This is a genomic window from Mesorhizobium sp. WSM4845 (genome assembly GCF_055811455.1).
This window is the reverse complement of record NZ_JBVVQA010000038.1, coordinates 32839-54389: the sequence shown is the minus strand read 5'-3', so window position 1 is coordinate 54389 and position 21551 is coordinate 32839. Positions and strand designations below refer to the sequence as shown.

General features: G+C 61.3%; 24 protein-coding genes and 1 tRNA gene. 16 read left to right on the top strand and 9 right to left on the bottom strand.

The window, feature by feature from the left end:
* Positions 1–24: 24 nt before the first annotated feature.
* Complete coding sequence (locus tag AC0L2C_RS29855) at positions 25–1473, bottom strand: MFS transporter (protein WP_473525103.1); 1449 nt, start codon at positions 1471–1473, stop codon at positions 25–27.
* 147 nt (positions 1474–1620) lie between these two features.
* Here AC0L2C_RS29855 and AC0L2C_RS29850 point away from each other — a divergent pair, with 147 nt between their 5' ends.
* The 7 genes from AC0L2C_RS29850 (at position 1621) to AC0L2C_RS29820 (ending at position 8176) form a co-directional block, all read left to right on the top strand.
* Positions 1621–2529 carry a LysR family transcriptional regulator gene (locus tag AC0L2C_RS29850; RefSeq protein ID WP_473525101.1) on the top strand — a complete coding sequence of 303 codons (909 nt, stop codon included), beginning with the start codon at positions 1621–1623 and terminating at the stop codon, positions 2527–2529.
* 445 nt (positions 2530–2974) lie between these two features.
* Positions 2975–3790, top strand: coding sequence for a cytochrome c oxidase subunit II (gene coxB / locus AC0L2C_RS29845; RefSeq protein ID WP_023802543.1), 816 nt, complete (start codon positions 2975–2977; stop codon positions 3788–3790).
* Positions 3791–3879: 89 nt separating this feature from the next.
* Positions 3880–5649, top strand: a complete 1770-nt coding sequence (gene ctaD / locus AC0L2C_RS29840) for a cytochrome c oxidase subunit I (protein ID WP_023802544.1) — start codon at positions 3880–3882, stop codon at positions 5647–5649.
* Positions 5646–6350: a cytochrome c oxidase subunit 3 gene (locus tag AC0L2C_RS29835; protein ID WP_287240594.1), complete on the top strand. Its 705-nt coding sequence runs from the start codon at positions 5646–5648 to the stop codon at positions 6348–6350. The genes ctaD and AC0L2C_RS29835 overlap by 4 nt, the downstream gene beginning before the upstream one ends.
* Before the next feature lie 13 nt (positions 6351–6363).
* On the top strand, positions 6364–7086 hold the full coding sequence (locus tag AC0L2C_RS29830) for a heme-copper oxidase subunit III family protein (protein ID WP_023802546.1): 723 nt from the start codon (positions 6364–6366) through the stop codon (positions 7084–7086).
* A gap of 31 nt (positions 7087–7117) precedes the next feature.
* Positions 7118–7522, top strand: coding sequence for a cytochrome C oxidase subunit IV family protein (locus tag AC0L2C_RS29825; protein ID WP_287240597.1), 405 nt, complete (start codon positions 7118–7120; stop codon positions 7520–7522).
* Between the two features lie 180 nt (positions 7523–7702).
* Positions 7703–8176, top strand: coding sequence for an aminoacyl-tRNA deacylase (locus AC0L2C_RS29820; RefSeq protein WP_473525100.1), 474 nt, complete (start codon positions 7703–7705; stop codon positions 8174–8176).
* A 57-nt stretch (positions 8177–8233) separates the two neighbouring features.
* Here the strand turns inward: AC0L2C_RS29820 and AC0L2C_RS29815 are convergent, their stop codons facing one another.
* From AC0L2C_RS29815 to AC0L2C_RS29805, 3 genes are all read right to left on the bottom strand, one after another.
* Positions 8234–9052 (bottom strand): DUF2189 domain-containing protein, encoded by an 819-nt coding sequence (locus AC0L2C_RS29815; protein ID WP_287240598.1) that lies wholly within the window; start codon positions 9050–9052, stop codon positions 8234–8236.
* A gap of 406 nt (positions 9053–9458) precedes the next feature.
* On the bottom strand, positions 9459–10406 hold the full coding sequence (locus tag AC0L2C_RS29810) for a heme o synthase (protein ID WP_287240599.1): 948 nt from the start codon (positions 10404–10406) through the stop codon (positions 9459–9461).
* A gap of 87 nt (positions 10407–10493) precedes the next feature.
* A complete protein-coding gene (locus AC0L2C_RS29805; RefSeq protein ID WP_287284497.1) occupies positions 10494–10874 on the bottom strand; it encodes a c-type cytochrome in 381 nt (126 codons plus the stop codon).
* A 295-nt stretch (positions 10875–11169) separates the two neighbouring features.
* On the opposite strand from AC0L2C_RS29805, the gene AC0L2C_RS29800 reads away from it, so the two are divergent.
* On the top strand, positions 11170–12051 hold the full coding sequence (locus AC0L2C_RS29800) for an alpha/beta fold hydrolase (protein WP_287240600.1): 882 nt from the start codon (positions 11170–11172) through the stop codon (positions 12049–12051).
* 78 nt (positions 12052–12129) lie between these two features.
* Positions 12130–12456: an antibiotic biosynthesis monooxygenase family protein gene (locus AC0L2C_RS29795; protein WP_287240601.1), complete on the top strand. Its 327-nt coding sequence runs from the start codon at positions 12130–12132 to the stop codon at positions 12454–12456.
* Between the two features lie 94 nt (positions 12457–12550).
* Here the strand turns inward: AC0L2C_RS29795 and tig are convergent, their stop codons facing one another.
* The gene (gene tig, locus AC0L2C_RS29790; protein ID WP_287240686.1) at positions 12551–14023 is read right to left on the bottom strand and encodes a trigger factor; all 1473 of its coding nucleotides are present in this window, start codon (positions 14021–14023) and stop codon (positions 12551–12553) included.
* Here tig and AC0L2C_RS29785 point away from each other — a divergent pair.
* On the top strand, positions 14001–14435 hold the full coding sequence (locus AC0L2C_RS29785) for a hypothetical protein (protein ID WP_287240602.1): 435 nt from the start codon (positions 14001–14003) through the stop codon (positions 14433–14435). The genes tig and AC0L2C_RS29785 overlap by 23 nt on opposite strands.
* Positions 14436–14671: 236 nt before the next feature.
* On the opposite strand, the gene AC0L2C_RS29780 is transcribed toward AC0L2C_RS29785, so the two are convergent.
* Positions 14672–15472: a hypothetical protein gene (locus tag AC0L2C_RS29780; protein ID WP_473525099.1), complete on the bottom strand. Its 801-nt coding sequence runs from the start codon at positions 15470–15472 to the stop codon at positions 14672–14674.
* Between the two features lie 339 nt (positions 15473–15811).
* Between AC0L2C_RS29780 and AC0L2C_RS29775 the strand changes: the two genes are divergently transcribed.
* Positions 15812–15894 (top strand) — tRNA-Leu (locus tag AC0L2C_RS29775).
* 210 nt (positions 15895–16104) lie between these two features.
* Here AC0L2C_RS29775 and AC0L2C_RS29770 read toward each other — a convergent pair.
* The gene (locus AC0L2C_RS29770; protein ID WP_287240605.1) at positions 16105–16686 is read right to left on the bottom strand and encodes a GDYXXLXY domain-containing protein; all 582 of its coding nucleotides are present in this window, start codon (positions 16684–16686) and stop codon (positions 16105–16107) included.
* Positions 16683–17798: a DUF2157 domain-containing protein gene (locus AC0L2C_RS29765; RefSeq protein WP_473525098.1), complete on the bottom strand. Its 1116-nt coding sequence runs from the start codon at positions 17796–17798 to the stop codon at positions 16683–16685. The genes AC0L2C_RS29770 and AC0L2C_RS29765 overlap by 4 nt, the downstream gene beginning before the upstream one ends.
* A gap of 234 nt (positions 17799–18032) precedes the next feature.
* Between AC0L2C_RS29765 and AC0L2C_RS29760 the strand changes: the two genes are divergently transcribed.
* Both AC0L2C_RS29760 and AC0L2C_RS29755 read left to right on the top strand, forming a co-directional pair.
* Entirely contained in the window at positions 18033–18173 is a 141-nt protein-coding gene (locus AC0L2C_RS29760; protein ID WP_006335194.1) for a DUF1127 domain-containing protein, read from the top strand.
* A gap of 54 nt (positions 18174–18227) precedes the next feature.
* Entirely contained in the window at positions 18228–18368 is a 141-nt protein-coding gene (locus AC0L2C_RS29755) for a DUF1127 domain-containing protein (RefSeq protein WP_023802557.1), read from the top strand.
* A gap of 369 nt (positions 18369–18737) precedes the next feature.
* Here AC0L2C_RS29755 and AC0L2C_RS29750 read toward each other — a convergent pair whose 3' ends face one another.
* Positions 18738–19337: a hypothetical protein gene (locus tag AC0L2C_RS29750; RefSeq protein ID WP_027156227.1), complete on the bottom strand. Its 600-nt coding sequence runs from the start codon at positions 19335–19337 to the stop codon at positions 18738–18740.
* 102 nt (positions 19338–19439) lie between these two features.
* Here AC0L2C_RS29750 and trmFO point away from each other — a divergent pair, with 102 nt between their 5' ends.
* The 3 genes from trmFO to AC0L2C_RS29735 all read left to right on the top strand — a co-directional run bounded on the left by trmFO (position 19440) and on the right by AC0L2C_RS29735 (position 21509).
* Positions 19440–20852, top strand: coding sequence for a methylenetetrahydrofolate--tRNA-(uracil(54)-C(5))-methyltransferase (FADH(2)-oxidizing) TrmFO (trmFO, locus tag AC0L2C_RS29745; protein ID WP_128246774.1), 1413 nt, complete (start codon positions 19440–19442; stop codon positions 20850–20852).
* Positions 20853–20919: 67 nt separating this feature from the next.
* The gene (locus tag AC0L2C_RS29740; protein WP_128246775.1) at positions 20920–21210 is read left to right on the top strand and encodes a type II toxin-antitoxin system ParD family antitoxin; all 291 of its coding nucleotides are present in this window, start codon (positions 20920–20922) and stop codon (positions 21208–21210) included.
* A 167-nt stretch (positions 21211–21377) separates the two neighbouring features.
* Complete coding sequence (locus tag AC0L2C_RS29735; protein WP_353685235.1) at positions 21378–21509, top strand: hypothetical protein; 132 nt, start codon at positions 21378–21380, stop codon at positions 21507–21509.
* Positions 21510–21551 lie beyond the last annotated feature (42 nt).

The following is a 21551-nucleotide window of genomic DNA, read 5'->3' as shown; positions in this document are numbered from 1 at the left end:
GGCCCCAAAGCGTCCGGTCTCGTGTCATGACACGCCAGGCAGCGACGGGCGTGCCGCGAGAACGCGGCCTCCGACCGCAACGACGAGCGCGACGATGATCAGTATTGCCGCGACTGCAAACGTGATCCGCATACCGGTCGCGATGGCGTCGGGCCGCGCCGTTGCGATGTCGATGGCCTCTGAGGCGAATGCGAACACAGCGCCCATGACGGATGCGCCGGTGATGAGCCCAAGATTGCGCGACAAATTGAGCAAGCCGGAAATGACGCCCCGCTGGTCCGGGCGGATATCCGACATGACAGCGGTGTTGTTTGCCGTTTGAAACAGCGCATAGCCAGATGTGATGACGGCGATCGGGGCGATGTAGCCAGGGATGCCCGATATTGCCGGCATCACGGATAGAATGAAGCAACCGGCGGCTATCGCGATAAGCCCAATGACGGTCATGCGCCCCGCGCCAAAACGGTCGGCTATGCGACCAGCCGGCACACCGGTCAGCGCCGCGACAAGCGGACCGACCGACATGACGATGCCAACAACAGCGGCGTCGAGCCCGAGCGCACGAGACAGATAGAACGGCCCGACCACCAGTGTCGCCATCATCACCGTCGCAACGAGCGCGCTCATGGCGAGGCTCGCGCTCAACGTCGTATTGCCGAAAGCGGCCAATCGGATCAAAGGCGACGCCACTCTCGCCTCGACAAGCACAAACAAGCCGGCCGCGAAGACTGCAGCCACGAATAGAGCCAGGTTGAGCTGACCAAAACTGCCACGCCCGATCGTCATCGCGAGCGCATAGGCGCCAAACGTCAGGGCAAGCAGCAGCGTGCCGACAACGTCGAAGCCAGCCCGATCCGTCTTCGGCTCCCGGCGATCAGCCGGCAGATAGCGGTAGGCGAGACAAAATGCCAGCAAGCCCAGTGGCACGTTGACGAGGAAGATCGCCCGCCAACCGGCTCCGGCAATCAGCAGACCGCCGAGCGAGGGACCGAGAGCGGTGCCGATCGCCGACATCGTTCCGAGCAGCCCCATGGCGCTGCCGGTCCTTGCCTTCGGCACCGTCTCACCGACAAAAGCCATGGTCAGGGTCATCATGATGGCCGCCGCCAAGCCCTGGGCCGCCCGGGCTGCAATCAGCAGCCAGAGCGTCGGCGCGACGCCACACAGGACCGAGGCCACCGTAAACAGGAACAGCCCGGCCAGCAGCAGCCGCCGGCGACCGGTGATGTCACCTAGTCGCCCGACGCTGACGATCAGGGTGGTGATGGCGAGGAGGTAAGCCAGCACGATCCACTGGACCTCCTGGAACGAGGCGTCGAACGCCTGCGTCAACATCGGCAAGGCGACATTGGCGATGCTGATACCGAGCGAGGACAGCAACATCGATAGCGAAAGGCTGGCGAGCGCCCACCGAACCGCAGGTGCCCGTTCTGGATTTTCGGCGACTGCCCGTCCTGCATCGATTGGCTTCAACATGAACTCCGTTTTCTGGCGCGACTCCCGAAACGGAGCTGGCAGACAGGTAGTCCTTTGCTAGAGATGGCGGAAGGCGCATCATTTGCACGTAATGATTGCGTTTGACGCCATGTCAGATCGTGCCGGCCATGCTACGATCATCATATGTCGCATCCCGACCTCAATCTGCTTGTCACGCTTGACGTGTTGTTGACGGAAGGCAGCGTGGCGCGCGCCGCCAGAAGGCTGCGGCTGAGCCCGTCGGCGATGAGCCGGGCGCTGGCGCGATTGCGTGAGACGACGGGCGATCCGCTGCTGGTCAGGGCCGGACGCGGCCTCGTTCCGACACCTCGGGCCCTTGAGCTCCGCGAGCGCGTCGGTCGGCTTGTGCAGGACGCCGAAGCCGTTTTGCGTCCTGTCGAGATGCTCGACCTGAAACGGCTTGAGCGGACCTTCACGCTTAGAAACAGGGATGGCTTTGTCGAGAATTTCGGGCCGGATCTCATTGCGCGCGTCGACGAACAAGCACCGGGCGTGCGGCTGCGTTTTGTGCTGAAGCCGGACAAGGACAGCACGCCTCTGCGCGACGGCAGCGTAGACCTGGAAACTGGCGTTGTCGGAAAGGCCACGGGACCGGAGATGCGCGCGCAAGCGCTGTTCCGTGATCGTTTCGTCGGCGTCGTGCGGATCGGACATCCATTGTGCGAGGTCACGATGACCCCTGCCCGCTACGCAGCCGGCCGGCACATCCTCATCTCCCGTCGCGGACTCGACAGGGGACCGATCGACGATGCCCTTGCGCCGTTAGGGTTGAAACGGGAGATCGTGACGGTCGTCAGCGGCTTTTCGGAAGCTCTGGCTCTGGCGCGTGCCTCAGACCTGATCGCCAGCGTTCCCGAACGCTATACGGGAAACCTGCGCGATGGAATGTTCTGGTTCCATCTGCCGGTTCCCCTGCCGGAAATCGCGGTCTCACTTTTGTGGCACCCGCGGCTGGATGCCGATCCGGCGCACCGGTGGCTGCGCGGCTGCGTTCGAGACATTTGCACCGGAAAAACTCACTGGATCTCTTAAAGCGCAACGGCCAAGGGAGCGTTGCTGATTCGATCACAGCAACTCTATGTTGCAGGTGCCGGCGATTCCGACCGACCGCGTCGCTGAACCCGGTTAGGTCGAAATCGGCCTCGCCTCGCCCCGACAGCAGCCGAATCGCCAGGACAGCAGGAGCCGGTCGGCGAAAAAACAATCGCCTTTATCGCGTCGGCACCATTCCGAACCAGCCTACTCCCCCGCGAGCCGGCGGCCTTTCACGATCCGGCAGAACGCCGTGTTGTTCGCTGCCCCAGCAGGTTTTTTCTTCGCCGCAGCCTTCTTCTTCTTGGGTTCTTCCACATCATCGCCATTGCGTTTTCGTCTGACGGGAAGACCGCACTAGAATTTCGACCGGAAATCGAGCTATGATGCATTTGGCATTTCCTGGGACGGCTTCGCGCCCTTGGAATGCCGGGAGGAACGGGATATGGCCATAGCGCTTGTACTCGTTTTGGTAGTTGTGGGCTCAGTGTTGTTCCACTTCCTGAGCCCATGGTGGTGGACGCCGATTGCCTCTAATTGGGACTATATCGACAACACCATCATCATCACCTTCTGGATCACCGGCGTCGTCTTCGCCGCCGTCGTCCTGTTCATGGCTTATTGCGTCTTCCGCTTCCGTCACCGGGAGGGCAACCAGGCTGCATACGAACCCGAAAACAAGCGGCTCGAATGGTGGCTGACGATCGTCACCGCAATCGGCGTCACCGCCATGCTGGTTCCCGGCCTGTTCGTCTGGAACCAGTTCGTCAGCGTCCCAAGCGACGCAACCGAGGTCGAAGTCGTCGGCCAGCAATGGCAGTGGAGTTTCCGCTTGCCCGGCAAGGACGGCAAGCTCGGCACGTCCGACACCCGCAACGTCAGCCCTGAAAATCCTCTCGGCGTAGACCCCAGTGACGCCAACGGCCAGGACGATGTCGTCGTCGAAGCCGCCGATCTGCATCTGCCGGTCGGCAAGCCGGTCAAGATGCTGCTCCGCTCGATCGATGTGCTGCACGATTTCTACGTGCCGGAATTCCGCGCCAAGATGGACATGATCCCGGGCTCGGTCACCTATTTCTGGTTCACCCCGACCAAGACCGGAACTTTTCAGGTCCTGTGTGCCGAGCTTTGTGGCCAGGGGCACCCGTTGATGAATGGCGTGGTGATGGTCGACACGCCGGAAGACTATCTGGCGTGGCTCGGCGAACAGCAGACTTTTGCGCAATTGTCGGCCCCCCAGCAGGTGGGCTCGGCAGAGTAGACGCCGGCAAAGACGGCGATTTGGGTTGAAATTGCGGCACGGCTCAAAACTGTCGAGCCTGGCCGAAAAGGACACGGAGGTGTTCCTATATGGTCGATGTCACACCTGCAGATGGGGTACCGCCGGCCGAAGTCGCGGAGATGGAACTCTACCATCCGCACAGCTGGTGGACGAAGTACGTCTTTTCGCAGGACGCCAAGGTCATCGCCATCCAGTATTCGGCGACGGCGACGGCAATCGGGATGGTGGCGCTGGTGCTGTCCTGGATGATGCGGCTGCAGCTCGGCTTCCCCGGAACCTTCGACTTCATCACCCCGGAAGCCTACTACCAGTTCATCACCATGCACGGCATGATCATGGTGATCTACCTGCTCACGGCACTGTTCCTGGGCGGATTCGGCAACTACCTGATCCCGCTGATGGTCGGCGCGCGCGACATGGTCTTTCCCTATGTCAACATGCTGAGCTACTGGATCTACCTGCTCGCCGTGCTGGTTTTGGTGTCGAGCTTCTTTGCGCCCGGCGGACCGACCGGCGCCGGCTGGACGCTTTATCCGCCGCAGGCGATCATGACCGGCACACCAGGCGGCCAGGACTGGGGCATCATCCTGATGCTCGTCTCGCTGATCCTGTTCATCATCGGCTTCACCATGGGCGGCTTGAACTACGTCGTGACGGTGCTGCAGGCCCGCACACGCGGCATGACGCTGATGCGCCTGCCGCTGACCGTCTGGGGTATCTTCACCGCGACAGTCATGGCGCTGCTCGCCTTCCCGGCGCTGTTTGTCGCCTGCGTGATGATGCTGTTCGACCGTGCGCTCGGCACCAGCTTCTTCATGCCGGCCATCGTCGAGATGGGCGAACAACTGCAGCACGGCGGCGGCAGCCCGATCCTGTTCCAGCATCTGTTCTGGTTCTTCGGCCACCCCGAGGTCTACATCGTGGCGCTGCCGGCCTTCGGCATCGTGTCCGACCTGATCAGCACCCATGCGCGCAAGAACATCTTCGGCTACCGGATGATGGTCTGGGCCATCGTCGGCATCGGCGCGCTGAGCTTCGTGGTCTGGGCGCACCACATGTATGTCAGCGGCATGCATCCCTATTTCGGCTTCTTCTTCGCCACCACGACATTGATCATTGCCGTCCCGACCGCGATCAAGGTCTACAATTGGGTGCTGACGCTGTGGCGCGGCGACATCCACCTCACCGTGCCGATGCTTTTTGCCCTGGCCTTCATCGTCACCTTCGTCAATGGCGGGCTGACCGGACTGTTTCTCGGCAACGTCGTCGTCGACGTTCCGCTATCGGACACGATGTTCGTCGTTGCCCATTTCCATATGGTCATGGGCGTTGCCCCGATCCTCGTGATCTTGGGGGCGATCTATCACTGGTACCCGAAGGTCACTGGCCGGATGCTGAACGAGGCCATGGGCCAGTTCCATTTCTGGGTCACCTTCCTCGGGGCCTATCTGATTTTCTTTCCCATGCACTACATCGGCCTGATGGGCGTGCCGCGCCGCTACAACGAACTGACCGCCACGACGGTGATGACCGAGTCGGCCCACGATCTGAACGCGTTCATCAGCATCATGGCGTTCCTCGTCGGCTTCGCCCAAATCGTGTTCCTGTTCAATCTGATCTGGAGCATTCGCCACGGCCGCGAGGCCGGCGGCAATCCGTGGCGCGCCACGACGCTTGAATGGCAGACGTCCGAAACACCGCCCGCCCATGGCAATTTCGGCAAGGAACTGCCAATCGTCTATCGCTGGGCCTATGATTACAGCGTCCCGGGCGCCAAGGAGGACTTTATCCCGCAAAACATGCCGGGCTCCTTCGGATCCTCCAGGGAGCCGGCATGAGCGTCATTCTGGTCTTCCTCCTCGTCATCGTCGGCTTTGTCGGATGGTGGCTTTCCCATCAGCGGCTGATGGCCAAGCCATGGCTCGAGCAAGGTTTGATCGGGGATATTATAGGCCCGGAAGGATCGGCGCTGCCGACCGCCAAGATCGGGCTCGGCGTCTTCCTCGCCGTCGTCGGCTGCCTGTTTGCGCTTTTCACCAGCGCCTACTTCATGCGCATGGCGCTGTCGGACTGGCAGGCGCTGCCGCTGCCGCGCGTGCTCTGGTTCAACACCGGCGTGCTGGTCCTGAGCAGCATCGCGCTGCAATGCGCCTCGGTCGCTGCGCGCCGGGGCGAGATCGACGCGGTCAGGCTCGGGCTCGTCACCGCTGGGCTCACCGCGCTTGCCTTCCTGGTCGGACAGCTTGCGGCTTGGCGGGAACTGACCGCCGACGGCTACTTGCTGACCGCCAATCCGGCCAACAGTTTTTTCTACCTGATAACGGGGATGCATGGGCTGCACATACTGGGCGGGCTGGTGGGCCTGGGCAGAACAACTGCCGGCGCCTGGAACGGAGCACGGCCGGAGCGGCTTCGCCTCAGTGTCGAACTGTGCGCCATGTACTGGCATTTCCTGCTTTTCGTCTGGCTCGCCATTTTTGCACTTCTGGCCGGTTGGGCCGCGACTTTTATCGAAATTTGCCGACAGCTGCTGACCTAGGAGGGCCGGACGGATGGCAGACACGACAGTGACGCATACCGGCCAAGCACAGGCGCGGCCGGCTGGCTTGCAAGGCGTCGCCGCCGACTGGTCCTCGGATCAGCGCGCGTTCAAGAACGTGTCCTGGGGCAAGGCCATGATGTGGATCTTCTTGCTCAGCGACACCTTCGTCTTCGGCTGCTTCCTGCTCTCCTACATGACCGCGCGCATGTCCACCCGAGTGCCGTGGCCCAATCCGAGCGAGGTCTTTGCCCTTCATATCGGCGGCTCGAATATTCCACTGATCCTTATCGCCATCATGACCTTCGTGCTGATCTCGAGCAGCGGAACGATGGCCATGGCGGTGAATTTCGGCTACCGCCACGACCGCCGCAAGACGGCGATCCTCATGCTTCTGACCGCAGCGCTCGGCGCGACCTTCGTCGGCATGCAGGCCTTCGAATGGACCAAGCTGATCTCCGAGGGGGTGCGGCCCTGGGGCAATCCGTGGGGCGCGGCGCAGTTCGGGTCATCCTTCTTCATGATCACCGGCTTTCACGGCACCCATGTGACGTTCGGGGTGATCTTCCTGATCATCGTCGCGCGAAAGGTCTGGCGCGGAGATTACGAAACCGGCCGGCCCGGGTTCTTCACCAGCCGCAGGGGCCGCTACGAGCACGTCGAGATCATGGGGCTCTACTGGCATTTCGTCGACCTGGTCTGGGTGTTCATTTTCGCATTCTTCTATCTTTGGTGAGAGGCAGACATGGCTTTGGTGAGAGGCAGATATGGCTGAAGCAACCGCAAACGGCCTGGGGCAACATACGCTGCACGGAGTTCAAGCGCATGATCCGGCAGCAGCAGGCATCGCGCCTGCGGAGGTTCATCAGGAGCACCCGATCAAGCTCTATCTGGTGGTCTGGGCATGGCTGTTCATCCTCAGCGCCTGCTCCTATCTGGTCGATTATGTCGGCCTCCAGGGCTATCTCAGATGGTCGCTGATCCTAATCTTCATGATGCTCAAGGCCGGGCTGATCGTCGCGGTCTTCATGCACATGGCCTGGGAGCGGCTGGCGCTGACCTATGCGATCATATTGCCGCCGATCCTGGTGCTGGTGTTCGTGGCAATGATGGTCTTCGAATCGGAGTACACGCTTCTCACCCGGACGCTGTTTTTTGGGACCGAGCCCTGACGCGCAATCCGGGTTCGGGCAGCATTTCCCGTCGCGAGCCGGAGGGGCTGTTCACGGCCCGCTCTGCGTTGCCTTGAAACGGTCGACAGCTGGCCCATTTTTGTCACCACCGGAAAACGACAGAAGGAGGAACGATTTTCGTCGGTTCTCCGTCGCGAACTCCAGGAAGGGAGGCTCAAGATGACGATCGCAAACAGATTGAAGGACTTTATCGACGAGAAGGGAATTTCCTACGATACCGTCGAGCACCACCGCACGTCGACAAGCAGGCAGTCCGCCTTAGCGGCACATGTGCCCGGCAGCACAATGGCCAAATCGGTGGTGGTTCACCACGACGGTGGCTATGCGCTGGCCGTGGTGCCCAGCACGCACAGGATCGAGCTCGGCACATTGCAGGACGTCATGCACCAGCGCATTGGGCTCGCCTCCGAGGACGAGGTGGTTTCGCTCTTCGAGGATTGCGACACCGGCGCCATCCCGCCGATCGGCGCGGCCTACGATGTGCCGGTGATTGTCGATGAAAGCCTCGGCAATGCCGGCGATATCTATTTCGAGGGTGGCGACCACAGGACGCTCGTGCATGTCAGCGGCAAGGATTTCCGCAACCTGACCAGCGACGCACAGCAAGCCCGCTTTAGCTACCCGGCTTACTAAGCACTCTTGCCAACCTGCCGCAGCGGCCTCTCGCCGGTGCGGCAGGGCAGAGTTTTTTCAGTCCGCCGGTCTGGTGGAGGCCGGCGATTCCACGACTTTCCGATAGACGTGCCAGGTGGCGTGACCGAGGATCGGCAGCACCACCGCCAGCCCGGCGAACACCGGCAGCGAGCCTATGATCAGGGCGACGGCGACAATCAGGCCCCAGACAGCCATCACGATCGGATTCGCCAGGACCACCCGCACCGAGGTGTGGATGGCTTCGTAGGCGCCGACGTCGCGGTCGAGCAACAACGGGAACGCGACGACCGTGGTGCACAACACGACCGCGGCGAAGACGAAGCCGATCGCGTGGCCAACGATAATCAGCGTCCAGCCGCGCCCGGTGGCGAATATTTCACTGATGAAGCTGGACAGTGATTCCGGCGGGGCTGGACCGAACACCTGCTGATAAAATATCTGCGCGGTCAACAGCCAGGCGACGAAGATCGCAAGCAGCATGATCCCGACCGCCGCGATGGCCGGCAGCGCTGGAGAATTCCTGACCTCGAAAGCGTGGCTCCATGAGGCGTCGAGCCCGGCCTCCCGCCTCCGGCTGATCTCATACAGGCCGAGCGCCGCGAACGGGCCGATCAGCGCAAAACCAGACACCAGCGGAAACAACAGCGGCAACGTGTTGTTGCCCGACGTCCAGACAGCGAGCACGACGCCGACAAGTGGATAAATCAGGCAGAGGAAAACGATGTGCGACGGTTTGACCATGAAATCGTCGACGCCACGCTTGAGCGCGTCGAAAAGGTCGGAAACGCCTATCTTTCGAATTCTGGTGTGCTCCAGCTTCTCGCTGGCGCCTGCAATCACGTGAAAACTTGCCATGACCATTCCTCCAGACCAGGTCCGGTAAAGGTCGCGATTTCACGGTGCTGTCGTTCAGCGTGACTGGCCACGCAAAACCGCGACCTGCACCATGATCAACATACGCTCTTGCATGGCATTTGTCGCCGCCCTTTGTCTGCGGGCACGGCTCCGGTGATCCCGCTGGCTCTAACGGCCTTTCTTCGCTAGTCTCAAAGCTGGGTTGAAGGGTGAAGGTCATGGATGGAAAGACCGTTCTTATACTCGGCCTTGGCATAGTTATTCTGCTGGTGCTGGGATTCTGCGCAGTGCCAACGTGAGGTTTGAGCAGGTTCGGACGCACCTCGTTCAGCAATCGCCGACTCTCAACCCGGCAAACAATCCGAGAACATCAGGATTCAATGCAGTCACGAGGCAGGTCATGCCGTCAATTTCCGGCTGACATGACGACACGCATTGCAACGGTGTCGGCAAGCAGCACGGCAAAGATCGCGAAAAGATAGAGAATCGAATAGGCAAACAGCGCCTTTGCGCGTTTCATCTCCCACCCTTCAGCCAATCTTTTGTCGACCAGAAGCTTCCAGGCATGCCAGATGAAACCCGCGCCCAATGCGGCCGAAACAATCCCGTACAATCCGCTCGCGAATCCGACAGCCCAAGGGAGCACGCCGATTGGCGCCAGGATCAGCGAATAGACGAAGATTTGCTTTCTGGTCGAAACCTGGCCGGCCACGTTCGGCATCATCGGAATGCCGGCCGCAGCATAGTCGCCGATCTTGAACAGCGCGAGCGCCCAGAAATGCGGCGGCGTCCAGAGGAAAATGATCAGAAACAGGACGAGACTTTCAACCCCGACGGCGCCAGTGGCGGCCGCCCACCCGATGACCGGAGGAAGCGCGCCCGCGGCACCACCTATGACGATGTTCTGCGGCGTCGAGCGTTTCAGCCACATCGTGTAGATGACGACGTAGAAGAAGATGGTGAAGGCCAGCAGCGATGCGGCGAGCCACCCCACCAGCACGCCGAGCGTCATGATCGAAAGTACGGAAAGCACCATCCCGAAGCCGAGCGCTTCGCCTGGCGTGACCCGGCCTGACGGGACCGGCCGCTTTGAGGTGCGCGACATCAACGCGTCAATATCGGCATCGTACCACATGTTGAGTGCCCCGGCCGCTCCCGCTCCAACCGCAATTGCACCGATTGCAATCACGGCGATGACCGGGTTCATCGCCCCGGGCGCCACCATCAGGCCGACGAAAGCGGTAAAGACAGCAAGCGCCATGACGCGTGGTTTCAAAAGCGCGAAGAAATCACTGACCGTCGCTTCAGAGATCTGGATACCGGTATCCTTGAGGCCGCTTTCCCGAGCCGACATTTCAGGCGACTACCGATTGGCACACGCAATCTGGCCGGCCCATCGGCCGACGGAAGAACCGGGTTACTTCCTGGTGGAAGAACCGGGTCATTTGGAGAATTGCTTCAGATAGGCGATGACGTTGGCGAGATCCTCGTCCTTCTTGAGGCCGGGAAACGCCATCTTCCCACCTTTGATCATGGCCTTGGGATCGCGAAGATAATTCGTCAGCGTGGCGTCGTCCCATTTGACGCCGGACGCGCCCGCCTCAGTCATGGCTTTGGAATACTTGAACCCGGGATGCGTGCCGGCCGTCCGGCCGATGACGCCGCTCAGCGACGGCCCGACCTTGTTCTGGTCCTTGTCAACGACGTGACAAACCTTGCATTTGGCGAAGACCTTCTCACCGGCGGCGGCATCCTGTGCCTGGGATTGGCTCGTGACAAAGGTCGCAACGGACACGACTGCGAAAAACGCGATTGCATGCATGGCATTTCCTCCCCGATCGCCAAATCTGCCTTGGACGATCTGCGCCTGCCGACACTTTCGCCGTCATACGCCCCTTGCACGACAGAGCGGAATATCCGCGTCTCCCGCATGGAATTGCGGCATCTACATACCACAAAATCTGGCCGGCAGATAGAAGAAGTCGACCAGCAAGATTGGCGCCGAAGCGACGAGGCAGGCCGATCGGCGTAGAGCGTAACCGGAACGCATACCGGGTAAAGGCGTTAGACCAGCTACGGTTAAACATCTGAAAGATCAAAAATTCAGAGAAGTGTCTATGAACGACAGGAGCGACCTGGAGGTGCGCCACGGCACCCGCACGATCGACGGCGACACCGTCTTTTACAGACAAGCAGGTCCTGAAACCGCGCCGGTGTTGCTGCTTCCGCATGGCTATCCCTGCTCATCCTTCCAATATCGCCGGCTGATGCCGGCGCTCGCCGATCGGTGGCGGACGGTCGCGCCGGATTTCCCCGGCTTTGGCTACAGTGGCGATCCGGCACGGTTCGGTTATGATTTTGATGCCTATGCAACGTTCCTTGAGCGGTTCACCGACGCGCTGGAGCTCGGTAGCTACGCGCTATGGTTGCACGACTACGGCTCGCAGATCGGCCTGCGCCACGCCATAGCGCACCCATCGCGGATCAGGGCCCTGATCATCCAGAATGGCGACATCTACGCCGATGCTCTTGGCCCGAAGTATGAAACGATCCGGCGTTTCTGGCGTGATCCTTCACCAGCGAACCGTGCGCCGCTCGAGCAGGCGGTGAGCGAAGACGGCTTTCGCGCCGAGTTCGTAGGCGAAGTCGATGACGACGTCGCTCGACGCGTCCCGCCCGATCTGTGGAAGTTGCATTGGCCGCTGATGGATACGCCTGTGCGCCGTGCGCTTTCAGTCGGACTGATGGAGAAGCTCAAGGCTAATCTCGACTGGTTCCCTCGTTACCAGGCATACCTGCGCGAGCAGCGGCCACCGGCAATGATCCTTTGGGGACCGAAGGACGAATATATGCCCGAGCCGGCAGCGCGCGCCTATCTGCGCGATCTCCCCGAGGCCGAGCTGCATTTGCTTGACGACGCAGGCCACTGGTTGCTGGAGACCCATTTCGAGGTCGCCCTGCCATTTGTGCGACGGTTTCTGGGCAAGGTCCTGCATTAATCGCCCGCACAACACCGCAGCGGAATCCGCCATCGCTGCCCCAGCCTCATGACAACCCATCGAGAGGGAGCGCACTCCATGATCGACAACGCCACAATCGCCCGGATCTGGCGGGGAACGACACGCCGTGATCTGGCGGACGCCTACGAGCCATATCTACGCCGCGAAGGCATTCCGCCACTCCAGGAGAAGGCACTTGGCGTGCAGTTGTTTCGCGAGGATCGTGAAGAAGAGACAGAGTTCGTGACGATCTCGTACTGGCCTGACGTCGAAGCCATGGCGAGCTTCACCGGCGGTGACCCGCATAAGATCCATCACCTGCCGCGCGACGAAGAGTTCCTCGTCGAGTTGCCCGAACGGGTCACGGTGATGCGGATCCTCGTCAATCAGTTGCCGCGCGAATAGAGCGGCAACGGTGACGGCAGCGGCCTTGCGACGTCGGCGTCGTCGAGAAAAGGCCGCCTCGAGGGCGGCCTTTCACATCCAGCAGAATGCCGTGTTACTCGGCGTCCTTGGCAGATTTCTTCTTCGGCGCGGGCTTCTTCTTGGGCTCTTCCGCATCGTCGGCCTTGTTGGGGTCGGCCTTCTTTGCTGCGGCTTTCTTCGCCGGCTTCGCCTTGGCCGTCTCGCTGTCCTCGTCGTCGGCCATCAGCTCTTCCTTGCTGACCTTGACGTCGGTGACCGAAATCTGGCTGAGCAGATGGTCGACCACCTTCTCCTCGAACAGCGGCGCGCGCAACGTGTTCAGCGCTTCAGGATTGCTGCGGTAGAATTCGAAGGCTTCCTGCTGCTGGTTGGCCGGATAGCGGCGCACCTGCTCGAGCAGGCCGCGCTGCAATTCCTCGTCCGACACGGTGACGCCGGCCTTCTCGCCTATTTCGGCGAGAACCAGGCCGAGACGCACTCGGCGCTCGGCAAGCCGCATATATTCGGCGCGCGCCTCTTCTTCCGTCGTCTCCTCGTCGGCGAAGGTGCGGCCGGCGGCTTCCAGATCGCGGTTGACCTGGTTCCAGATGTTGTTGAACTCGGCCTCGACGAGCTTCGACGGCGCCTCGAACGAGTAGGCGGCATCGAGCTGGTCGAGCAGCTGGCGCTTGATCTTCTGGCGCGTCATCGAGCCGAACTGGTTCTCGATCTGACCGCGCACCACCTCACGCAGGCGCTCCAGCGACTCCAGGCCGAGATTCTTGGCCATTTCGTCGTTGATCTCCAACGCACCGGGCTGGGACACTTCCTTGACGGTGACGTCGAAGGTGGCTTCCTTGCCGGCAAGATGCGCCGCCTGGTAGTTTTCCGGGAATGTGACCGTGACCTGCCTCTCGTCGCCGGCCTTGCTGCCGATGAGCTGATCCTCGAAGCCGGGAATGAATTCCTTGGAGCCGAGCACCAGCGGCTGGTCCGTGCCGGCGCCGCCGCTGAAGGCTTCGCCGTCGATCTTGCCGACATAGTCGATCGTCACGCGGTCGCCCTCGGCGGCCTTGCCGGTCTTCGGTTCGTAGGTGCGCGCCGATTCGGCGACACGCTTGACCTGCTCATCGATTTCCGAATCCGGCACGTCGAACACCTGGCGCGTCACCTTGATGTCGGAGAAATCCTTGATCTCGATCGGCGGAATGATCTCGTAGTTCAGGCGGAACTCGAAGTCGGCGCCGCCGGCCAGGATCTTCTCGGCCTCCTTCTCGTCCTCGGTCATGATCACTTCGGGCTGCATGGCAGCCTTTTCGCCACGGCCGGTAATGATCGAACGGGTCGAATCGTTGAGGATCTCGTTGACCACTTCGGCCATGAACGACTTGCCATAGACCTTGCGCAGGTGCTGCACCGGCACCTTGCCGGGGCGAAAGCCGTTGATGCGGACCTTGCTCCTGGCATCTGAAAGCCGCGCCATCAGCTTGGCTTCCATGTCACCGGCCGGCACGGTGATCTTGATCTCGCGCTTGAGACCGGAGTTGAGCGTTTCGGTGACCTGCATCATAGAACCTTCGTTTCCGCAGCCAAACGGCTCTTGCCGTTTACAGCCTGCCGGTATGATCTTGCCGGGAATGGCTTTTGGTGCGGGACTTGGCGATCTGTCCACTCAACGCGGCTCAAAATCGTCCAGAAACACGCTCCAAAATGTGAATAAGTCTTTGTTTTTCCGACTTCTTATCACATTCTGCAGAAGTGGATCGTCGCATCCCGTCACATTCGACACGCCTTTTGTCACAGGCGCGGCCGATTTTCAACCATCTTCGCGTCTACAGCGCCGCGCGTCATCTTGGACGCGCACAGGAAGCTGGAGCACCTTGATTTTGGCGCATGATCGCCAAAAATACGATTTTTCGTTTTTCGGGATCATGCGCCGGCGAACGGCCGCTATTTTGACCGCGACATTGACAGAATGATGGCTGCCTGCGGGCAACGCGGATGCGGCGGAATTGCTGGACGCGCTGGATTTTAGGCACCACTCCGACTTGGCTCCCGCTGGTGTAGCTACCCCGAAGTCGTCATCCGCTCAGCGCAGCGGTCCTGACGCAGAGAAGCCCGCCACCTTCCGAGTGGCGGGCCGGCCGCAAGGCCAGGAGAGTGTTGTCAAAGCCTGTACGGCCGATGCGACACTCCCGTTTGCGCAACAGTCTTCTCAGCGGCGTGCGATCAGCAAGCAAAGCTCACGCAGGTCGCGATCGTATGTGCCGCCGCTCCCGAGCACATCCACGCAGCGCTTCTTCATCCGTATCAACTGGCTGCTGGACATCTGCGCGACCACGCTCACGCCAGGAGTCCCGGGTGTTCCAGGAGTCGCGGGTGTGCCAGCAAGGGTCCCACCGCCGACGCCTACACCGACGCCGACCCCGGTCGTCCCACCAACATTGGCACTCACACCCGCTGCAACGAGGCCGGTGCCGCCTACATTTGCGCCTGCGCCAGCAGTGAAACCGCCGGTGCCGCCGGCATTGGCGCCCAGGCCGGCCGTGACACCACCTGTGCCGCCGGCACTGGCGCCCAGGCCGGCCGTGACGGCACGGGTGCCGCCGACATTGGCACCCAGGCCAGCCGTGACGCCACGAGTGCCGCCGACGTTGGCGCCGGCACCAGCGCTAACGCCCCTGCTGCCGCCGATCGACGCACCGGCGCCGGCATTCACCCCGCTTCGGCCGCCGATCGAAGCGCCGACACCCGCGATAATGCGTTTCTTGCTGCCGATCGATTTACCGGCTCCCGTGTTTACCCCGCTGCTACCGCCGATCGAAGCGCCGACTCCCGCATTGACGCCGCCACTGCCGCCGATCGAGGCGCCGAGACCGGCGTTTACGCCGCCTCGGCCGCCAACCGATGCGCCGGCGCCGACGCTAATGCCGCCTGCGCTGGAGGGAAAAGAAAGAGATAAAACAAGTGCACTACAGGCCAAAGCTGCGGCGAAGCTGTTAACGACGTTTGCCATGACACTCTCCTTTGGAAATTACCCCACAGCAGCAGTTTCAAATTTGCTACTTTAGCAATAACGAACCCAGAGAGTGTTTGAATCGCTAACACGAAACAATGTTGCGGTCATGACTTACGGGTAGAAAAATATTCCGAATCAATTTGAAAGAATTTGAATACATCCTTGGGCAGGAAGACCCGGCCGCCGACGAGTTCGTTCGCGCCGCCGTCGCCTACTTTGGACAGAAAGTCCGCGCCGTGCCCCCCCACCAATGCGAGGCCCAAAAACCTCGAAAATCTAAGTGTTGAACTTGTGACATGGGTTGTGACATAGACATGTCACGGTGACACGAAGCCAGCGGGTATGGCGGAATTGGTAGACGCACCAGATTTAGGTTCTGGCGTGAGAACGTGGGGGTTCGAGTCCCTCTACCCGCACCACTGCTCCCCTCGAACAGTGGATCAAGGTTCCAGTACCGGAAGGCGTTGGGGTCGAGTCCGCCTGCGAGGCGATCACCGCCAGCATCGCCATCGCGGCAGCGGCCGGCGCGTGCTTCCGTCGTCCATATGTCTTCTCGTCTCGTCACGAAAATCGTCATGTTTGATGCTGTCCGAGCCGGCCACGCTTTGCCAATTCAATCCGGGCCAATTCTAATAGAGCGGTTCCTCGAACAGCGTTTTGTCGCCGTCCATCAGCGCCTTGATCTGCGCGGCGCCATCGGCCGCGATTGCGACGCGGACGCCAAACGGCCGCACCCGCATGTCGTTCTGAATCGCCATCCCCTCGCCTTCCGGCAGATAGAAGCGCTCGATGCCGTAATCCGGCGCGATCGTCGTGGCTACGCTGAGATCCCAGCCTTCTGACACATGCCCGACGATATCGACTTCATCGGATGCTGCCGGCGCAGGCGCTTGCCCGAACCAGGCCGTGGTTGCGCCCCAATAGCCGTCGGCGCCCTGTCTCAGCCTGACCACGATCGGCGTATCGTCGCTCACCAGCTTGCCGGTCGGAATGTTGGCGATCAGCTTCACCGGTAGGCGCGAAATATCATAGCTGAGTATAATGTAGTCGCCGCGCAGGAGATCGCGCGGATCGATCGGTTCGACGCTCAGCAGCACGTGCTTGCCGTCGCGGATCATCGCCGCCCGGCCGGCGATGATCCAGCTCAGGAAGCCGATCTGGACGAGTGCCAGCACCAGCGCTGAAATGATCAGTTTCTTGCCGGTCATCATGCCGCTGCTCCTTCTACGCTCGGGAGCCTCATGCGCTTCTCCACGCGGAGGATGACTAGGGCAAGCAGGCCAAGAAGCACAGCGGCTGCAAGGAAGAAGCCTGCCGTGTCGAGCATCGACTGCAGCATCACCACATAGATGATGGCGAGTTCGAAGGCGAAGCCGGCATAGGCAACCCAGCGCAAGCCCCTGCTCTCGCGGCCGCCCAGCACGATTGCCGCGACAATGCCGGCAAGCGCAATGGCCGAGGCAATGCCGAAGCCGCTGTTATTGCTGTCACCGGCCAGTTCGAACTGGATCATCGCCAGGCCGGTGAGAAACCCGATCAGCGCGTGTAACGGCAACCTGCCACCGAGTTGCAAGACCCCGTCGACAGGCTCGGCAGCGAAGATCGCAGCCGCGAAAAGCAGCGCCGACACGACAATGAGCGGGACGGCGACCTGCAGCGTTTCGTATTCCGTAAACAACAGCACGAGATAAAAGATGACCGACAGGATGATCAGATGCCGCGCCGCCTGGCTGCGGGTCCAGAACGAAATGGCGAACAACACGATCGCCATGACGACGAAGAGGTGCGGAAATTCCGTGCGCCTGAAATAATCGAACCCTCTCAGGAACAGCCATGCGTCGGCAATGCCGACAGAAGCGACGGTCAGCGGGTTCGAGCGCAGCGCAACTGCCGCCAGGGCGGTGCCCGCGCCCCAGGTGATCAACGCCGACGCTTCGTCGCCTGACAATTGATACATCTGGCCGATCAGCGCGATCGATCCGCCGAATGCCGCCGCGGCGACGATCCAGAGTGCCTCGCCGATTGCAGCATGGTCGCGTGTCTTCAGAACGGCGCCGCCGACATAGCCGGCGAAGATGATGGCGAAGAGCGCTGCCACCCGCGCCAGTCGCGGGATGGCTTCCCAGTTGGCGGCGACGAAGATCAGCACGGCCGCACCAAAAAGCAGCGCCGCCATCATCGCCAGGATCGAGCCGAAGCTCAGTGATTTGCGCTCATTGGCCTCGACGTCGCGCGTCAGCGCGTCGGCCGTCGAGGCGTCGATCAGGCCAGCCTGCAGCCATCGTGTGATATCGGCCCTGACCCGCGACGAATAGCTCGCCATGCCTTTCCCTCCAGCTTGGTCGTTTCTTCAGCCGACCCGGACAAACCGTTGACGCTACGGCATTTTCCGATTCGGGCCTATCTCTGTCGAAGACGAGAATCGCCGGGATTGTGCATTGCACAATTTGCATTGCTGCTATGCACCAATAGCGCTTTTAAATCGATATGACCCGACCTATCTTCATGGCGTACACAAAGACGGAATGATCCGGAAGAAAGACGAAACGAGAATACCATGAACCTGATCCGCAACTACCGCAACTGGCGCCGCTACCGGGACACCGTTTCCGAGCTGAGCCGCCTGAGCAACCGTGAACTGACCGACCTCGGCATCAGCCGCAGCGACATCCACTACGTCGCCCGCAAGGCGGTCTAATCCTCTTCGGACCGCAAATGGTCCGAACCAGTTTGACTTGAAAAGAGAACGACCATGAACCTGATCCGCAACTATCGTAACTGGCGCGTTTATCGCTCGACGGTTACCGAGCTGGGTCGCCTTTCGAACCGCCAGCTGCATGATCTCGGCATCGTCCGCGAAGAGATCAAGAGCATCGCCCGCAAGGCGATCTAGTCAGAATTTCGCCAGGGTCGACCTCCTCCCCGACCCTGACGGATACGGTCAGCCTTCACCTCCTCCCGAGGGTTGACCACAAAAACGGCGCCCGCCGCACCTTCCTCCCGCGGCGGGCGCTGTTTCCCCAAGGCGAAGCGATTTCGTCCAAAAGGGTTTCGCCCCCTTTCATCTGGCGAAAGGAATTTCGTCAAAGCCGACCTCCTCCCCGGCGATGGCGAATACGGTCGATCTTCACCTCCTCCCGAGGATCGACCAGCAAAACGACACCCGCCGGATCCTCCCTCGGCGGGTGTTGTTGTTTTTCAGGGTCGACGCACACTTTGAGAATCGTTCTGGGAATTCGTCCTGGCGGGGAAGCCCCTGTTGTCAGTCGAGCGCACCGCTTTCCAGCACGCCCCTCTTCTTCCACTGGCTGAGCGGAAAAATGTCCGGTGCGCCGCCCATCGGCGCATACCAGGAATCCACCACCCACTCGGTGCCTCTGCGGTCGCTGATCACCGCCGTCCAATGGGGATAGCGCCCGTCGACAAACAAGCCTCGCGAGGCCTTGTCCTCGACCTTGTGGAACCTGAGCAATTTTCGCTCGGCAAGATAGACCAGCAGCGCATGGGTATTGGTCGATTCGTCGACACAATCCATCTGGCCCCTGATGCGCGATGCGCCGAATTCCGACTGCGGCAGATCGCGAATGCCGGTGGCCCGGAAAATGCGCTGCTCGAAATAGCGAACAGCCTTCGAAATAGCCGCACGCTCGGCTTGCGGCGAACCGGCGCCGGCACGCAGGATAGAGCGGAAACGCGCGCCGTCACCGGGGCCAAGCGCCAGCATCGTGCGATAGTTGCAGCTGTAGCCGTGGCAGATGGGGATCCGCTTGGAAGCCGTCGCAGCCAGTTCGCCGGCGGCCGCTGATCCGCCCACGGCGATCACGACTGTCAGAAATGTCGCTCTGGCAAAGATCCCAAGCATCCCGTCCATTCTCCGACAGTAGACGATTGCAGCACTTGGCGGCAACAACGCGGCCGGCTCGTGTAATTGCAATCGCAGCTACAAAGGATTATTTCGGCGCTCATGAACAAGAATCCCATTCACGTCATCGGCGGTGGCCTGGCCGGTTCTGAAGCCGCCTGGCAGGCGGCCGAAGCCGGCGTTCCCGTCGTGCTGCATGAAATGCGTCCCATCCGCGGCACCGATGCGCACAAGACGGATGGATTGGCCGAACTCGTCTGTTCCAATTCCTTCCGCTCCGACGATGCGCAGACCAACGCCGTCGGCCTGCTGCACGCCGAAATGCGGCTGGCCGGTTCGCTGATCATGAGCGCCGGCGACGCGCACCAGGTGCCGGCCGGCGGAGCGCTGGCTGTCGACCGCGACGGGTTTTCCGGAGCGGTGACAAGAAAGCTCGAAGCGCACCCGCTCATCACCATCCAGCGCGAGGAAGTGCTCGGCCTGCCGCCGGCGGATTGGGACCAGGCGATCATCGCCACCGGCCCGCTGACCGCACCTGGGCTCGCCCAATCGATCGCGGAAGTGACAGGCGCCGATGCGCTCGCCTTCTTCGACGCCATCGCGCCGATCGTCCATTTCGACACGATCGACATGGGCATCTGCTGGTTCCAGTCGCGCTACGACAAGGTCGGACCTGGCGGCACCGGCAAGGATTACATCAACTGTCCGATGGACAAGGAGCAATATCTTGCCTTCGTGCAGGCGCTTGTCGACGGCCAAAAGACCGAATTCAAGCAATGGGAAGGCACGCCCTATTTCGACGGCTGCCTGCCGATCGAGATCATGGCCGAGCGCGGCGTCGAGACGCTGCGCCATGGGCCGATGAAGCCGATGGGGCTGACCAATGCGCACAATCCGTCGGTAAAGGCCTATGCCGTCGTGCAGCTTCGCCAGGATAATGCGTTGGGCACGCTCTACAACATGGTCGGTTTCCAGACCAAGCTGAAGCACGCCGAGCAGGTGCGCGTGTTCCGCACCATCCCGGGCCTCGAAAACGCCGAGTTTGCCCGCCTCGGCGGCCTGCACCGCAACACCTATATCAATTCGCCGACGTTGCTTGACCAATCGCTGCAGTTGAAATCACGGCCCGGCCTGCGCTTCGCCGGCCAGATCACCGGCTGCGAGGGCTATGTCGAAAGTGCCGCCATCGGCCTGCTTGCCGGGCGCTTTGCCGCCGCCGAGCGGTTGGGCCGCGCGCCGGCGCTGCCGCCGATGACCACAGCCTTTGGCGCGCTGCTCAACCATATTACCGGCGGTCACATCGTTTCCGACGACGAGCCGGGAAAGCGCTCATTCCAGCCGATGAACATCAATTTCGGCTTGTTCCCTCCGGTGGAAGCGCCGAAAGCCGAGGGAAAACGCCTGCGCGGCAAGGACAAGACCGTCGCCAAGCGGCGTGCGGTGACATCGCGCGCGCTGGCCGACTGCCGCGAATGGCTTGGGCTGGCATCATCGGCGGCGGAAGCGGCGGAATAGTCCGCCTGTCTGTTTCGATCGGTCGACAGGAGAGTAGGATAATATCCTACTTATAGGGAGCAATTCCATGGAACCCGCCGAGAAACTGTCCGTCACTGTCACGCCCGCCATGGCGCGCATGATCCGCGAAAAAGTCGAGGATGGCACCTTTGGATCGGCGAGCGAGGTCATCCGTGCAGCCCTTCGCGCCTTCCAGCGCGAGGAGGAAGAGCATGCCGAGCGCATGGCCTCGAGCAGGGCGCGCGTGAAGGCATCGATCGAGGATACAAGGCCGGGCTATTCAGGAGAAGAGGTTCGCGCTCACCTTCGGGGTTTCGTCGCCCGACTTTCGAGCCGTTCTGATGATTCAGCGGCTTGAAGTCGAGTATCGAGAAACCGCCAGGAATGATCTGGCCGACATTTTCAGGAACATCATAGAGGCTGGCGGAAGTCCGGAAGTTGCGCTGAAAATCCCGCTGCCAGAGCATCGGCAACGCGCCTCGCGGCGGCCGGTCGCGCGATGACATTGCGCCGGGATTGCGAACAGTGCCGTTCGAGCACTCTGCCATCATCGCTTACGTTGTCGATGACGATGTCGTCCGCATCGTCAACATCTTCTATGGCGGTCGCGACTATGAGGCGCTGATGCGCGATGGCGGATCGAGCGAGGCGTCGTGACAGACGTCTACGGCTGCCGTGATAGTTCCGGCTTTCCGGATT